We start from the raw sequence: 18,552 nt of genomic DNA on the forward strand, positions 1-18,552 counted from the left end.
AGATGTGTATAAGAGACAGAGATAGGGCGGTGGGGAGATCAAAGGAAAGGGTTGGGTGAATCGATCGGACGCTTACATTTGGCGGCGGTAGGTTTATCAAAACTTTAGATCAGTCATCCGGGTTTCTAGCGGCGGTTGACGTAAGAGTGGGTGGAAAAGTTCAGTATTTTTACTGTTCAATTTCGGGATTTGCCTTCCTCTTTGTTACTTTTTATGACAGCCGCCGTAGATTTCGATCGCATTCCGTTTTTGGTGATTGGGGAACAGCCTGTTTCACTTGGGCAAACATTAGGGTATCTGCAACTCTCGGGAACGCTAGTGCCCCTGATTCGAGAGATGGTCAATCAACATGTGCTTTTGCAGGAGATCCAGAGTCGTTCTGATCTGGAGGTGAGTTTGTCTGACCTGGAACAGACCATGATCGATTTTCGGTTGAAACAAGAATTGACTGATGCCGATCGCTTTCAGCAATGGTTGGCAAGTCAGGGGTTGGATCATGCGACCTGGCAAAATCGGGTGTTGTTTCGGCTGAAGGTGAATCGGTTAATGGAAAAAATCACTGAGTCGCCACTATTACCGTACTTTGAACAACACCGATCGACCTTTGATCAGGTAGAACTTGCCTGTATCATCACTCCTGATGCGACGATCGCGAATCAAATTAGTCAGCAAGTGGCGGCACACACGACTCTAGAGCAGGTATTACAAGCCTATGCTCCGGCAGACTCCCAGACGCAAATTCTGCGGGGACTGGTGCGGCAGGGCAGATTACCCCAGGAACTGCGATCGGCGATTGCAACGGCAACACCGGGTGAAGTGATTGGCCCGAAGCAAATTGAGCAACGTTGGTGTGTGTTTCAAGTGGGTCAACATGTGCCTGCTACCCTGGATCGGGAACTGAAGCGCGAGTTACAAGCTCGGTTGTTTCAGCAATGGTTGGCAGAAAAAGTTCTATCTCTCTCCGTTCAATTGGTGAATCAATCGCCGTTACCGAGTGCAACTCAGGAGCCGTCTATGGTGGCTTAGGTACAAATTGGATGGTGAACTAATTGTGGCGGGGCAGGATGGTTTAGCTGTTCCGCTCATACCCGTCTCTTAAATTAAATTCCCTCCCTTCAGGGTGCATCGCCAGATGGTTGTCCGGTGGAAGTCCGTCGTGACCCATCAATCTGTGAACTTTGCTGAATTTGCCTGCCTTGAAGGAGCGTGGATGATGAACTCTAATGCTGCACCTGCTAGTAACCTGTTTGCGACCCAGCCGTTCGATCGCATTAACCGTCCTTCACCCTTGACCGGATTCTCTCCTACCTCTGACCCCACGAATCCGTTGACGGTTGCCGCCGATGTGTTCTCCTCCGCTGCGTCGTCGGTGGCGATCGTGCCCCAGTCGATCGTCTTTATTGATACTCAGATTGCGGACTATCAGCAACTAGCGGCAGGAGTAGATCCCAACGCCCAGGTGGTACTGCTCAACGCGAATGAAGATGGTATTACCCAAATCAGCAACTTCCTGGCAACCCAGACTGGCATTTCGGCAATCCATATTGTGTCGCATGGCAGTTCCGGTAGCTTGCAATTGGGCAATAGTTATCTCAATCATCAGACGCTTGGGATTTACGAAAGTTCCCTACGAGCCTGGGCGAATGCGCTGACGGAGGATGCCGATATTCTGCTGTATGGCTGTGAGGTGGCAGCAGGAGATTTAGGGCAGGCATTTGTCGATATCTTCAGTCAATGGACGGGGGCTGATATTGCGGCTTCCACCAACTTGACCGGGCAGACGGCGGCGGGGGGAGACTGGATTTTTGAAGTCAATACCGGCGAAATTGCTGCCAATTTGCTCTTTCAAACACCTGTACTAACGGCGTATAGCGGGGTGTTTGCCGATATTTCCGGTGGGCAACAAGCGGCGATAACCAGTGGTTTAAACAGCTTCGCGACCTGGGCAGGGGCGTTGGGCAATTACGGTCAGTTCAGTCAACCCCTGGTGTTGATCAATCAGCCGACAACCGCGATCGATACGGTGGGAGAAGCGGTCAACCTGGAGCAAGTGATCCGCAATCAGTTGGGACAGACGGTGACGGACTATTTTGCCACTGATCCGGATGATCCCAATACGGCGGCAGTGGAAACCTTCACCACTCAGGGATTAGCCAGCTTTATTAACACTCGGTTTTCTGCCTGGTCAGTGGTGGCGGACGATACTGATCCTACAACGTTGCAACTGAATATCAATATTCTCAATCCCAGTGCCGCGATCGCCAGCCCGATCGATCTGGGTCAGCAAGCCAGTAATTTAGGCTTGTCGCTGCCCGGTGCTACAGGTAGCTTTACGTCTACGTTAGATCTGGACTTTGTGCTGCGGATCGGAGCAGGCAATCAATTTTCGGTGCAGGTCAATAATTTGACTGCGATCGGTCAGGTCGATGCGAATCTCACGGGTCGGACAGGGACTCTGGGCGTTTTGGGAATTACCGCCGGAACCGGGAGTAGCCTCAGTTTAACCGCTGGCATTCAGGCGATCGTGAATGGGGGGGCTGCCCTGACATCTGCCCAGCTAGACCCGACGAACCTGGCTAGTCAGGTGGTTTTGAATGCGATCGGAACTGGGGTAAACGGCACGATTAACATCAACCCTCAGCCCATAACCGGACTCACTATCACTGGCACTCCGGCAATTAGCGTCAGTGCGACGGCTGCCGAATCATTCATCAGCAACCCTCTGAACAACCTGCTCCCCAATCTGACTCCTAATGCCGACTTTGGCCAAATTGCTGATTTTGGCAATCTGTCCGCCAGCGATTTGCAAGGCATGTTGCAACAGTTAGGCACCTGGTTTAACCAATTGGGGAATAGCACCCTGCTCAACCAAACCCTGCCCTTATCCGGCAGTACCACGGTTGGGCAAGCGATCAATTTTAGTGAAGTCTTTAATGCCAATGTCCTGCGCTATTTAACCGAGTATGACGGCTTAAATGTCCTGACACCTTCCCCTGGATCAACATTAGATGTGGCGGCGAATGGCAGGTTAGGCAAAACCGCAATTTTCTCGTTACTGATTAACGATCAGATTTATCAAATTGTTGTACAACCCGATTTGCCCATACCTGGGAATCCCGGTAACAACAGTATGAATGATTTGATTGCTGACATTAATCAAGCGATCAATCTAGCGGTCACGGGCAATGTGAATACCTCGGCTAATGTGACGGCAGTGTATGATGCGGCTCGCCGCCAGATTGTGTTCCAGGCTGCCCCAGGGACAACAGTGCGTTTACATGTGGCTGACTTAACCCAGATCGCTGATCCGAACTTAAAGAATTTGGTTGGTAGTGGCTTAAATTATGGCAGTCAAACGGTGTTGTTCCGGAGTGCCCAGGAATTAGCGGCTTTGATCAATGCTCGGTTAGCCGCGATCGGGGCGACGGTGCAATTAACCTATACCGAAGCGGCAGGTAGAAAAGATCTGACCTTTGATCTCAGTCCGGTGGCGGATAGTTGGGTGACGCGCACCATTACCCCAATTAACTTCGCGGACTTGCAAGGGCTGACGAACATTCGCAACACGATCGTCCTGACTGACCCCCAAGATCCGACTTCTCAACGGTTGAATGGCTGGCTGAATCTAAATGCCTCTGCCCTGATGGATTTCACCTTTGGGGTGAACTTAATTCCTAACTCTAACCTGGAAGTCGCTCCTCCTCTAAATGCACCCAACCCATCGTTAACAACAACCAACTTCCAGCTAGCGGCTCCCGCAACCTTTTCACTGCAAATTTTTGAAGGTACGAGTACGACGGCGATTGGAACGCTGAACACACCGTTAGTCGTTACGATTCCTGCCAGTATCTACGGCTCTCAAACTAACTTAGTCAGAGCGGTGCAAGTGGCGATTCGTAATGCGCTCCTGGCTCGACCTGATCTGATCAATGCCGGAATCAAAGCTGGTTCTATCAATCCGGTCACGGGTGAGATTGAGGGCAGTGATGTGGTGGCGGAATGGACGGGCGATCGCATTGCTGTTTCCGTCCGACCCAAACAGAATAATGGCGTGGCTCCCACCGATCGTCGCCTGGAAATCACAGCAGCTTATACTGATCCGGCGTATAACCAACTGGGATTACTAACTGCCCCAACTCCCTACAACGGGCAGTTAACGGGAACGGCAACGCTACAATTCTTTGTTAATGGCAGCAGTAGTCCCACTGTCGTAGCGATCAATCCCGATCCAACCAATACCTCGATCGATGCCTTAATGGCGGATATTAACACTGCCTTAGATGCGGCGGGATTAACCACAATTCGAGCGGCGCGGGCGATCGCGAATTCGACGGGTAATCGCCTTGTGTTCCGGGCGATCGATTCCTCGGTGACTCGGTTGGAAGTATTAGCGGCAGCGTTGAATTCGGATAGTTCCGAGAACACTGCCATTACCCAACTGGGATTCCGGGCAGACCAGCGGATTCAGGCACGCGGACGGGCAACGGAATTCTTTTTGGATAACGCCAGTTTTAGCGGCAACTCTACCCTGAATCTGACCCGGTTTGATGCCAACCAACCCTATGCCAGCGCCAACTACGGCTTTTTAGATCTGGATATTAGTGGGAGTGGCAACATTACGGCAACCACGAGTTTGACCCTGAAAGATCCAACCACGGGTGGTTCGCGAGTCACCCTGCAAACGCTGATCAATCGGCTGGTCAAAAATGGGGCAGGACAGGATAACGCCGTTGATATTGTGACCAATGCCACACCGACGAGCGGAACGGTGAACCTGAATCTGCTGGCGACTCCCAAAGCGGGAATTAATGGGGTGGCTGCCAGTCCGCTGACTTTGAATCTGCCGAACTGGGTGGGGGTGGCGCGTCCCTATGCGGTGAATGGCTTAAGTGGGTATGACCCGTTCAAAAATATTGACTTTAATCGCTCGATCGCGGGACTGAAGACCACCGTTAGCGACTACATCAATCAACTGGCGACATTGACTGGGGTATTAAATCAACGTTTACCGTTGCTGAATCAAAGTGTGCTTGATTTGCTGGATCTGGGCGATCGCTTAACCAGTTTTGTCAATCAACTGGAAGTGACTCCAGTCAAATCGGTTCAAGCCCTCAATACCCTATTACAGCAAACGTTGGGCTTACCCAGCAATGCCACTTTATTCACCCTGGATACGGTCACGGGAACTCCTGCCCTGCGCTTAGATCTGCCCTTCCAGCAAATGTTTAGTACCGCCTATGGGCTAGACCTGGATCTGCTGAAATTGGCGCAACTGGATGGCTCTCCCCTGGGGAGTTTGACCAATTTAATTGGGGTCAGTTCAACTGGCAATCTCAATCTGGGTATGAATGCCCTGTTGAATCTGGCTCTGGGGATGGATTTGACTCAGCCCTTGGGCACTCCGCCTACGGCGGATACCTTTTTCCTGTATGTCGGCAGTGGTGGCACCGAGTTAACTATTAATGCGGGGGCGGCGGCTAGTGATTTAGACTTTACGGCGCAAATTGGCCCCTTAGCGATCGGCATTGTTGATGGGACGGCAGCGCTCCTGGGGAACTTTACGATCGCTACCAATGGTAGTGGTCGTCGCACTTTGATCGATGCCTTAGCCAGTACCACCGCCAGTGTGACGGGTAGTGCCTCGGCTAACCTCCCGTTAGGGGGGACAGCTAATCAGATTGCGGTCACGATCAATGATCTGGCGGACTTTTTGACGGGTACGGTGGGTTCGGTAGATCTGACGCTGCCGGATAATTTGGCATCTCTGATTGCTTCAGCCTCCCCATTGGCAATGTTGAGCGATCGCGAGGTGCTGATCGATGGCTTGGATCAACTGTTCCTGACGCTGCAAGATGCCTTAGATGGGGAAATTTATGGCATCGAACTGCCGTTAATTGGTAGCAAACTCAAGGAAGCCGGACAGTTTATTGCCAGTTTCCGCAGTGAGGTATTAACTCGGCTCAGTAGTCTGCTGCGGGCATATCACGGTGCGCCAGAGGGCTTGGTGGCATTAATTCAGCAAGAGCTGACGAATGCCTTTACGACTTTGGGATTCCTGGGTTCCCCGATCGTGGTGGAGCAGGATGCCGACCAAATTGAATTTCGCCTTAACTTACAGGGATCGATTCCCAAAACCTTTGCCTTTGAAGCGGGGTTATCCGGTTTGGGCTTGAGTTTGGATGCCAGTGCTGGCGTGAACCTGAATTTGGGCTGGAACCTGAATCTGGCATTTGGTGTAGACAAAACCAAAGGCTTCTATCTGGATACCGCGACGAATAATGAACTGAGCGTGCAGATTCGTGCCGATTTAGTCGGTGGCGGTGGGGCGGCGAGAGCCAGAGTCGGTGGCGTGTTGGGCTTCCTGGGTTTGATTGCCGAAGAGGAGACGGATAATTCTACCTTCTTTGCCCTGAATTTCAATGTGGATCTGCGAGATCCGAATCAGGATGGTTTCCTCACCTACTCGGAGATGGTGGCATCATCGACATCGCTGAGCCAGTTAGTGTTTGCTCAAGCGACAGGAGATGCCCAGATCAACCTCAGGTTGTCCCTGGGGGCTGACTTCGACGGCGATATCTTGTCTCCTAAGACGGATATCGAAAAAGCGATTCCCAATATCTATACCAATTTATTGGTCGATTGGCAGCCCAAAATCAGCAGTACAGGCAAGATTGAATTTGAAGTTCCCAGTTTCCAATTCACAGATATCTATCTGGATCTGGGGTCATTCGTGTCTGATTTTGCCGGACCGTTCCTCAGCAAGATTGGCAAGATTCTGGAGCCATTAGATTGGTTCTTAGATCCCCAGGATGGCTTGCTATACAAGCGAATTCCGGTGATTTCGGATCTGGCAGGTGAAACGATCAATCTGAAGAAATTACTGGAACTGGCAAGCGATCTGAATCCCGGTTCCACCTATGCCGAAATTGAGACATTTCTGGATGCGATCGCCGAAGTGTATAGCCTGATCGACACCCTGGTAGAAGCGGCGGATGCGGGGGGCAGAATCTCACTCAACGGGCTACTCAGTTCCACTAACCTGCTGAATAGCCAGGGGCAATCGCTGGATTTACGGACTCAATCGCTCAGTAGTGCCTTCTCGCTACCGTCTCTGAGTGCCGATCGCCAAGCGACAGGTGCCAGTGCCACCTTCCTGAATCGCCTGGAGTCGAATGATGATGGTGGGGTTGAGTTTGGTATCCTCAAACCCGAAAACATTATTCGGTTAATTCTGGGACAAACCGCCGATCTGGTGGAATATCGCCTGCCCCACTTTGGCTTTAACTTTGAATACACCCAGTCCTTCCCGATTTTTGGTCCCCTATTTGCCGATCTGCGTGGCTTCTTTGGGGCGGGCATTGATTTAGGCATTGGCTATGACACGCGCGGATTTGAGTTTTTCCGAGATACCCGTAACTTCGGTGATCTGCTGGCGGGATTCTACCTGGCTGATTTGAAAGATGGCATTGATATTCCCGAACTCACCTTAAATGGTGGAATTGGGGCAGGTGCGTCATTAAATGTGGCAGTGGCGCGGGCCGGAGTGGAAGGCGGCATTGAGTTCATCGCTGATTTCAACTTAAATGACCCCGATCGGGATGGCAAAGTCCGCTTCAGCGAAATGTCTGCCAATATGAGCTTGAATGGTGACAATCCTTTTGCCATTTTCGATATTAGTGCGCGGCTGGAATGGTATTTCCGAGCGTTCATCGAAATCCTGTTTGTGATTGATGCCAGTATGGATTTAGGTCGAGGCGTGTTAGCGGAATTCCCGATTAACTTTAATCGTCCACCAATTTTGGCAGATAAACGGGGTGAAACTCTTTATCTCAATGTCGGTCGGTTTGCTCACAATCGGATTAATGGAAATATCACTGATGGTGATGAAACTATTTACGCTAAGCAAGATGGTAATAGTGTGCTGGTCTGGGGCTTTGGCATTAGTGAAAGTAATGCTCAACGTTATACAGGAATCACCAAGATTGTCGCCTATGGGGATGAAGGTAATGACACGATCGACCTGAGTGGAATTACCTCAATTACTACTGAAATCTCTGGTGGTTCTGGTAACGATGTTCTGATTGGGGGAGGTGGTAGCGACAAAATTGATGGTGGTATCGGCAATGACAACATCAATGGCAACGGAGGAAATGATTTCCTCTACGGTCGGGAAGGCAACGATACTATTCAGAGTGGTGCTGGTAATGACCTGTTAGATGGTGGCATAGGGAATGATCAACTGTCTGGCGGTGATCACAACGACATCTTGATTGGTGGTGCAGGCAATGACGTGTTAAATGGTGGTGCGGGAGATGATCAATACCTATTTGGGAATAATTGGGGCATTGATACCGTCACCGATGCCAGTGGCAATGACACCTGGGACTTTGCGAATCAAGCCAATCGTGTGATTACCACCACTGATCTCTACTTCCGGTTACGCTATAACGCGATCGATGTCATATCGCCGATTCCTCCCGGCACCGCCGAAGAACTGGAAAATCTGCCCGTTAATCTGGGTTCCCTGTCTCCTGTGAATTGGGTGCATATCAATGGCTTTGGCATCGAGAATCTCAAAGGTGGACGGGGTGGCGATGTTTTCGACATTTATCAAACTGGGGATACTCGCATTTTCCTCGATGGCCAAGGTGGTTCGGATGAGTATCGCAGCCATTTTGCCGATCCCAGCATCAACCCGATTCCCTCCCTGAATGTGGCATTACGCGATACCGGGAATCCCTGGGATACTGATGTCGCGATCGCCTTTGGCTCCAATAACAACGATGATATTGTTGTGACCGATCAATTAGTGCGGGCTGACTTCCCGCCCGATCGTCCAGCCGGTACACCACCAACCAAATCCCAGGTGTTTGAGTACAACTATGGCTCGGACTCCGGCATTGAAGCGTTAGAGGTCTATGCGCGGCGTGGTGAGGACAAGGTGACGGTGGAAAGCAGCCCGGTTAACATCTCGGTGCTGGTCAGTGGCAATGAAGATAGCGACACCATTATTGTTGGTGGGCCCACCCTCAACAACATTAAAGGCAATCAAAACCTCACGGGTCCGTTAATTGTCAAAGGCGATGGTGGCAAAGATCGGTTGATTGTCAATGATTCTGGCGATGCCAGTGATAACGTTGGTGCTACAGCCGGGAGCCTGACCGATCAGAAAGTACATGGCTTGGGAATGCAGATCGATATTCAGTACGAAACGATCGAGCGAGTCGATATTCAATTGGGTTCTGGCAGCGATCAATTTGATATTCTCGGCACGATCGGCGGCACAACCACGGTCAATGCTGGAGCCGGAAATGATACGGTCAATATCTGGGCAATCAGTGGCATCGTTGCTGTGAATGGCAATGCTGGTAATGACCTATTGCACGTGACGGATACCGATAATTCACCGAATACCGCCGTCACACTGCCTCTGATTTTAGGGGGTGGTTCCGGGAACGACACCATTCTCGGTGGTGGCGGCAATGACCAGATTCGCGGGGACTCTGACTTCACCGTTGCCTTCACGACCGATGAAGCGATCGTGAATGAAGTGGTCACCTATGTAACCCAATCGTCGCAAGGGCAGGATTCGATTCAGGGTCGAGGTGGTCAAGATGTCATCTTTGGTGAAGGTGGTGATGACAATATTATTGGCGGTAGTGCGATCGCGAGTGAAGCCGATGGGGCAGATTTTATCTTCGGTGGGGCTGGCAACGATGTGATCGCTGGAGATAATGCCACGATCGATCCGATCACCCGTCTGATTACTAATCTGGATACACCAGGAAATCCATCTGATTCACTATTTGGCGACAATGGGACTCTCACATTTGACAGCGCTGGTACTCCGATCACGATTAACAGCAATGATACGAATGGAACACTCACCTTAGTGGCGGGAACCGTCATTCAGGCAACCAGTCATTCGGCAGCCGGAGATGGCAACGACACGATCGCGGGGCATGTTGGTAACGACAATATCCTGGGTGGTGGCGGCAATGACTCCCTGGCTGGTAATAGTGGTGATGACAGGATTCTGGGCGATCACGGCACAGTCACCTATAACGCCAGTGGCGCAGTCACCCAAATCACCACAACTGAACCAGACATTGGTGGCAATGACACTGTAACGGGGAATGACGGCGATGATTTGATTTTAGGTGGGGCAGGCAATGACTCTCTGAGTGGTGGCACTGGCAACGATCGCATATTGGGAGACAATGGCAATCTCAACTATGTGGTGGATAGTGATCCCAGCACGTTAGATTTAGTGGAAACCAGCCATCCTGCGATCGGTGGTAATGACACAATTACCGGGAATGAAGGGGATGATATCGTTCTCGGCGGCGCTGGTAATGACAGTATTACGGGCGGTGCTGGCAATGATCAGTTGCTGGGCGACAATGGGCGACTGACCTTGATCACGGGACAGTTGGCGCAGATAGAAACCTCCGACCCCTCGATTGGCGGCAATGACTCGATCGCAGGCGATGCTGGAAACGACATCATTCTGGGTGGGGCAGGGAACGATACGCTGCTAGGGAATGCCGATGATGACATCATTCTGGGGGATAACGGCTTAGTGAACTATGCGGCTGATGGCAATCTTGCCACCTTAGATGTGATTAGAACAACGAATCCCGCCGATGGTGGGAATGATGCCATTGACGGCGGTACAGGGAATGATACAGTTTTCGGCGGTGCGGCGGCGGATACCATTGATGGTCAATCGGGTAATGACATTCTGTTTGGTGATAATGGTGAACTGATTTATGTCAATGGCGTAATCAATCGAATTGCCTCTACCGATGTTGAAATTGGTGGCAACGACACGATCGTGGGGAGTGACGGGAACGATACCGCGATCGGTGGAGCTGCAAATGACAGCATTACAGGCAATTTGGGCGATGATGTTGCGATCGGGGACAATGGACAACTGCAATTCATCAATGGGGTGTTGCAACGGATTGAAACCACCGCTCCAGCAACCGGAGGCAACGACACGATCGTAGGCAATGAGGGCAACGATCGTATCCTCGGAGGTTCAGGGAATGACAGCATTAATGGCAATGCTGATGATGACATTCTCTTAGGGGACAACGGTTTCTTAGATTACGGTGAAGATAGCAATCTCACAACGCTCGATCTCATTACCACCACGGATCCAACCTTTGGCGGTAATGACACGATCGCGGGAGAGGCTGGCAACGACACGATCATCGGTGGGGCGGCAAATGATTCGATTACAGGGGGTGCAGGCAATGATGTTGCCCTTGGTGATCATGGTCGCATTCGGTTAACGGGTGGAGTGGTGCGCTTAATTGAAACCACTGATCCCAGTATTGGCGGCAATGACACCATGCAGGGGGATGCCGGAGATGACATTCTCTTGGGTGGATCTGCCCACGATCGCATTTCTGGTGATGCGGGAGATGATATCTTGCTCGGGGATAATGGTCAGCTTAACTACGATGTGGACGGTAATCTGGCGACACTCGATCTGATTATCAGCACCGATCCAGCGATTGGCGGGAACGATACGATTAGCGGTGGGGATGGCAGAGATATTGCCTTTGGCGGTGCGGGGAATGACACCATTACCGGCGGGGCAGGAGAAGACAAACTGCTGGGAGACAATGGACAGGTTCTACTGACCAACGGACAACCTCGATTAATTCAAACGATCGCGCCAGGAATCGGTGGTAATGATGATATCTCTGGTAATGCAGAAGATGATCTAATTGCCGGAGGCTTTGGGGATGACATCCTGAATGGTGATGACGGTGACGATCGCATCCTGGGAGATAACGGCAAATTTGACTATACCTATGCTGGCGATAGCCTGGTAGCGGCAGATAATAATCCGTTCACGCTAGACTTCTTCACCACCACCGACCCCACGCTGGGTGGTAATGATCTGATCGTGGCTGGTTTGGGTAACGATACGGTTCTGGGCGGAACCGGCAGCGATCTCATTTATGGCGATCAGGGTGTTGATCCGATGGACTCCTCCTGGCAGGTGGTGGCGACGGATGATTTTAACCAGGATGGGTTCTCGGATCTACTTTGGCGAAATTCAGTGACAGGCCGCAATATGATGTGGTTGATGCAGGGCGATCGACTACTCGCTGCCAGACCATTGCAAGATGTTACGGATGTGAATTGGCAAGTGGGCGGCACAGGAGATTTCAACGGGGATGGCAAGGTTGATATGCTCTGGCGGCATTACCAAACTGGTGCAACTGGAGTTTGGTTAATGAACGGTCTCAGCCTGGTGCAAGCCGTTGGCATTGATGGTGTGGCTCCAGTAACCGATGTCAGATGGCAGATTGTAGGGACGGGAGATTTCAATGGGGATGGCAAGGTTGATATGCTCTGGCGACATAACCAAACTGGTGCAACTGGGGTTTGGTTAATGAACGGTACGAAGTTCGTGCAAGCGGTAGGGTTTACGGGTGTGGCTCCAATCACGGATGTGAACTGGAGAATCGCTGGGGTGAAAGACTTTAATGCTGATGGTAAGGTCGATCTGCTGTGGCGACATCAGCGATCGGGGGTCAATGGCATCTGGTTGATGGATGGCACTAACTTCCTCACGGCTCAAGGAATTTTGTCCGTTGCGGATTTGTCGTGGAAGATTGGTGGCGTGGGTGATGTGAATGGGGATGGTCGGCCAGATATTGTGTGGCGGAACGATCGTACCGGTACGGTGGGACTATGGCACATGAATGGCAACACGTTGTTAGGGACGGCAGCATTACCACCTACTGTCAGTGCAGCTCATCAGGTCACCAACACCAACTGGACGATCGCAGGGCGGGCTGACTTTAACCATGATGGGCAGATGGATCTGCTCTGGCGAAATTCTGTGACTGGGCAAATTGCGTTCTGGCTCATGTCTGGAACTACTCTGAAGCAAGAAGTTTCACTGCTGAACCAATTGGGTCTTCCCCTCTCGCTCGGTGGAGTTTGGGATCTTGTTGGTACAGGGGACTTCAATGGTGATGGAGAAGCTGATTTAGTCTGGCGGAATTCCCAGAGTGGAGAGAATGCCATCTGGTTTATGAATGGTACGACCCACCTCTCGGCGACATTATTGACGTTGGCTCAAGCGGATCCAGGCTGGAAGATCGTTGGAATTGCAGATATGAACCAGGACAATCAACCTGACTTGATTTGGCGACATGAGCAGAGTGGCAAGAATGGGATTTGGTTGATGAATGGCAGGAGTGTCAGTGGATTTCTCGGACTGGATGCAGTGACGAATACAGCCTGGAAGATTGTTGGCGTGGCAGATGTCAACGGTGATCAGCGTCCCGATCTGGTCTGGCGGAATCAGCAGACTGGTGTAAATGGGGTCTGGATGATGAATGGGAATCAGATGGTTTCTGCGGTCGGACTGCTGCCAGTGACCGATCCTAACTGGAAATTGGAAGAGGTGGGTGACTTCAATGGCGATGGCAAGGTTGATTTAATTTGGCGCAATTATGCGACTGGGTTAACTGGAGCCTGGTTAATGGATCGAACCCAGCTCTTGAAGTCTGTGGCTGTGCAGGATGGGAATAGTAACAATGATGTGTTGTTAGGGGATCATGGCAAAGTCTACAGTGCTCTGCCACTCTGGCAAAATGTCTTCTCGATCGACACTGGAGCGAATCAGGGTGGTGCGGGTGACACCATCTTTGGCAACCAGGGTGATGATCTGATCATGGGTCAACAGGGCAATGATTTCCTGTATGGGGAGACGGGCGAAGACGATATGTTAGGAGGGCACAATATTGCGGGTGGTGCTGACGGCAGTGACGTGATGGATGGTGGGGCGGATGCCGATGTCATGTTAGGTGACAATGGCGTAATTCTGCGTCGTCCCCTGGGCTATCAACTCTGGCAACGCTATCCGGCTCCCTTTGCTGATGTAATTCGGGATGTGACGCGGTACGACGATCGCGATCGCATTGGCGGCAACGACACCATGTTTGGTGGGGCTGGCGATGATGTCATGCATGGTCAACGAGGTGATGACTGGATGTATGGCAATGCTGGCGATGATGAAATGTATGGTGAACTCGGTAACGACAATATGAATGGTGGGGCTGGTGCTGATACCATGCTGGGAGATGTGGGGATCATTACTCGTGCCTATAACCCGGATGGTACGCCTCGGATTAACCAGAATGGTTCCTGGCATCGAGATGTTATCCTCACCGATGTTGGCAGTATTACCGCGAGTGTGAATGCGGCTACGCCATCAGTAGAGATGTTCCAAACAGCCGATCTACTACTGGCAACGGGAGCTACTAATCCCGATGGTAGCCAACGCACTGATCTGCAACTCATTACCCTCTTTGCGGATGGCAATGATGTCATGTTGGGTGATGACGGTGATGATGCCATGTTTGGTCAACGGGGGAATGACATGATGTGGGGTGGTTCAGGCAATGACTACATGCAGGGTAACGCCGGAGATGACCAGATTAAGGGGGATGCCGGGGATGATTTATTGATTGGGGATGACAGCAATAATCTGGCAGCATTCAATACGGAAATTCCCAATGTCACCCGAGGGCTGCATCTGATTGAACGATCGCCAGGAGTCAATATTAACTTGGGCTTGGATGGGGTTGTGGTGATGCCGTCGGTCAATCTAGTGCCGAAGATGACCTACGGACTGCTACCGACCTTAACCCTGGCTCCGCAACCCTTCCGAGATAGCTCTCCCATTCCAGTGATTGGTGACTTACAGGCAAGTGATGGTTCGGTGCTGCGACCGTTGATGTCGATCGTGCCGAATTTAGCCAACCACTTGGATCTGCTATCGGGTCAAGATACGATCAACGGTGGTGCAGGTCGCGATCTGCTGGTGGGTGATGACTTCTCGAATGTCATGCCGCTGCGGACGGGTAATCCGGGAATTGATGGTCTGCTCGATCACCTGACACGGCAACTCTACCAGTTAATCTATGACGTACATGATCTGGAACTGGCGACCGTCAATGCGCCACCCCAAAAGCTAGAGATTGGGAATGATGATCTGGATGGTGACGATGATAACGATAGTGTGTTTGGCGACAATTACCTGTTCTTTGGGCCGTTTGTGCAGCAAATGCCGAATAGTACCAGTGAGCTAGGGTCGCTGTTAGTCGGACTGCAATCTGCGATCGCGACCATTAGTTATGGGGTGAACCAACTGATTCCTGCCAGTTCTCTCTCGCCCAAATCCCTTACCTTGTCGATCGGGAATGATGTGATTCGCGGTGGCAATGGTGACGACTTCCTCTATGCCGATGACAGCATGACGATCGCGCCCATCCTCAATACTTTGAACTATCAACGGGGGAGCTTCTGGAGCTATAACCTGGCAGGGGCAAATCGGGCGGGGCGGACTAACTTCCGCGACTATGATTTGGAGTTAGGCAATGATAATGTCGGTGGTGGTGACGGTCACGATGTGATGGTAGGGGGTTACAGCACCCTAATTCAACCGTTGATTACGGTGGCTGCGGCTTCCTCTGACCTGAACTTGCAACGAAGTCTGGATCTACTGATTAACGACATCAAGACCTTTATTCGGGATTTGCATCTTGATAATCATGGCATTCTGTATAGCGATCGCAACCAATCGCACAGCCTGATTACCCAAAACGACAATATGTGGGGAGAAGGTGGCAATGATTTAATGGTGGGCGATAACATTACCCTGACGCTTCCCTGGCTGAATGGGCAGATCAATACTAGTATTCCGTTAAGTCAGGATTACCTGGACTACAGCGAAGAGCAGCACAACTTTATGCACGCGCTCCCACATCAGTACAACTTCACTTACCGTCGGGCTAACTTCGGCTTTACCCGCATGGCAGAAGATTTCATGTCTGGTGGCGATGGTAACGATATCCTGTTTGGCTTACGCGCGATCGACATCCTGGTTGGTGACTTGGGTGCTGACCTACTGGTTGGGGGAGATGATGCCGATACAATCAACGATTCCGGAGCGGAGAACAGGATACGCAACACCAATCCTAGCCCTGCCGATCGGCGGGATATCATCAATCCCACGGCTCAGTTGATGTTGAGTAATGCCCTCAGTCCGGCGATGCAGCAGTATATCCAACACATCCTTCAGGCACAGAATAATTTGGCTTTGCAAGGTCAGTTCTATGCCAATTTTCCGGGATAAGTTGTTGACCAGGGGAATAGGAATAATTAAGTGAACCTTGGGGAAGGAAACTAAACAGGCATACTTCCCCACCTTCCCACCGTCCCTATCTCCGTTCTCTTGCCGGGGTGCAATTCAATAACAGTGACACCGTGAGGAATGAATTGTGAAAGAGCATCGTCTTGGTTTAGCCGTAACCCTGGCAACCGTTTTAAGTACATCAGCCACGATCGCCCATGCCCAAGAAGCGCCGGAGTTGGATCGATTACCAGAGGCAGACGCAGATCTGGCGACTCCTCAATCAGATCTAGAGCCGTCTGAAGTCGTGGCGACTCCCACGATCGAGCAGCCGACTACTCTGGAATTCTCAGCTATTATTCCTGACGCAGACCAGACTGAAAAAGTTGCCTATGCGGCGGAATCACCTTCAGAGGCGATCGCTGCCCAGTCGGTGGCAAGCGCTAATGCCCCTGTAGTCGTGGATGTTGAGGAAGTCGTTGCTCCCGTTCCTGGGTCTGTAACTCAGCCGGAAGCTACGGCGAAGCCAACGGCCGAGATCGCTCCTCAATCGATGGAGATGATGCGGCAACCAGAAAATACCAGTCAGCCTATGGCGGCTTCTACCAGTGCCAGTCAGCTAGGGACGATCGAATCGGCTCAACCTCGTTCATCAACCGGAATGCAATTTGGGACTCGGAGTTTGGGTCGAGTCGCCCAGGGCACGATCGAGGATGATTTGCAACAGCGACTGCTCCAACTGCAACAACGGCAGCAACAATTGGAGCAGCAAATTGACGAGTTAAAACGGCAGATACCGACTGCTAATCCGGAGCAGGTGACGGTGAAAACGCCGGAGAATAACTCTCGATCGGAACTAAAGGTATTCGCGGGGCCAGTTTTCTTGCAGCCGCGTTTGAGTGATCTGATGGATTATGCGATCGTCGATCCAGCAGCCCCGAATACTCTGGCAACTAGTGGCGAGGTAAAACAGGTGGAACTGGAGGATGCCACCGCGATCCGGTTTGGGGCAACCTTCCGTCCCGGTGGGAGTGCCTGGGATTTCGGCGCGACCTTTACTCAGTTTGAAACTGAAGGCAGTAGTAAAGCTGAAGCTCCAACTGATGGCTTTTTATTTTCTACCCAATCCCATCCATTCCAAAACGATACGGCGGAAACGGCTAATGCTAAAGCCGATTTAGATTACAGTTCAACCAATGTCGAAATTGGGCACACGTTCCAAATTGGGCGACAGCTTGGGGTGCGGGTCTTTGGTGGGGTGCAGGCAGCCGCCGTCGATCGCACCATGACCACTGAATTGGATGGAGTCGATTACACGAACGGCAAGATCAAACTCAAAAATGAATTTAGTGGTGTCGGTCCCCGCCTGGGCATTGAAGGCAGACTCCTACTGGGGGCAGGATTTAGCTTGTTTGGTCGGGGGGCAGGTTCGCTGATGGTGGGTGAACTCTCGTCTAGTTTCAATGAAACCGATAATGATGGTGCGGATACGGTGGCAAATATTGACTATGACCGGGGTGGGCAGTTAGTTCCCGTTCTGGAAGCGGCGTTAGGGGTCGATTGGGAAGCGGCGTTGGGTAAGAGTGCCAAGCTGAATATCAGTGCGGGGTATGAAGTGCAGCAGATGTTTAATGTGACGGAAAGTATTCGCTTTTCGGATGCGGCGAGTCCGGGGGTGTTTACTCGCGAAAAAGGTGATCTCAACCTCCACGGCTTCTTTGTCAAAGGCGGCTTATCGTTCGAGTTCTAGGTTATTTCCGAAAAATTTATTCCCACAAATTGTCGGGGTTTGGCATTTGGTCAATCGTCTGCGCGATCGGTCAGAGATGATCTGCCGAATGCTAAACCCGTACAGGCGATCGCCCTCTCTCTCGTAGGATGCGTTAGTGCCAACGTAACGCATCGATTTCATGATAGGGAACAACTGACTGAGGTCTTTTTACGATCGCCGGGTTTACTACCGTTTGCAGTTCTGAGTCAGACTAGCGATCGTACACAAGTGCTGCGGCAAGTGGCTCAAGCGATTGATCGGATTGCAAATCGGCAAACTCAAAGTAACATTACTGCCTCTGCATACATACTGGCTGGGCTAGTATTGGAGAAAGAGGTCGTTGGGCAAGTACTGCGGAGGGATATGATGCAAGAGTCTGTAACCTATCAGGAAATCCGACAGGAAGGTGAGCAATCTAAGGCTCAACAGATTGCCTTAAACATGATTCGGGAAGGTATGGCATTAGAGGCGATCGCTCGGGTCACGGGACTATCGATTGAACAAGTTGAGCAGTTGCAGGACATCGCTTCTCAACATCCACAAACATAATCTGTGCGATCGCTCATCCTAACGATCATGCTTTTTAGGTACGGTGTAACGGGAAAATATA

Annotated in this window: 4 protein-coding genes; all 4 read left to right on the plus strand. The window is 51.2% G+C overall.

Annotated elements, in window-relative coordinates; genetic code table 11:
• The first annotated feature begins 213 nt into the window (after positions 1-213).
• The 4 genes from ACN4EK_RS11440 (at position 214) to ACN4EK_RS11455 (ending at position 18,491) form a co-directional block, all read left to right on the plus strand.
• A complete protein-coding gene (locus ACN4EK_RS11440; RefSeq protein WP_431658002.1) occupies positions 214-1,026 on the plus strand; it encodes a peptidyl-prolyl cis-trans isomerase in 813 nt (270 codons plus the stop codon).
• Between the two features lie 184 nt (positions 1,027-1,210).
• Complete coding sequence (locus tag ACN4EK_RS11445; protein ID WP_431658003.1) at positions 1,211-16,174, plus strand: DUF4347 domain-containing protein; 14,964 nt, start codon at positions 1,211-1,213, stop codon at positions 16,172-16,174.
• A 145-nt stretch (positions 16,175-16,319) separates the two neighbouring features.
• A complete protein-coding gene (locus ACN4EK_RS11450; RefSeq protein ID WP_431658004.1) occupies positions 16,320-17,921 on the plus strand; it encodes an Lpg1974 family pore-forming outer membrane protein in 1,602 nt (533 codons plus the stop codon).
• A 39-nt stretch (positions 17,922-17,960) separates the two neighbouring features.
• Complete coding sequence (locus ACN4EK_RS11455) at positions 17,961-18,491, plus strand: RpnC/YadD family protein (protein WP_431658005.1); 531 nt, start codon at positions 17,961-17,963, stop codon at positions 18,489-18,491.
• Positions 18,492-18,552: the final 61 nt, after the last annotated feature.

Origin of the sequence: Pantanalinema rosaneae CENA516 (assembly GCF_050753385.1) — a bacterium.
Taxonomy (GTDB): domain Bacteria; phylum Cyanobacteriota; class Cyanobacteriia; order Leptolyngbyales; family Leptolyngbyaceae; genus Pantanalinema; species Pantanalinema rosaneae.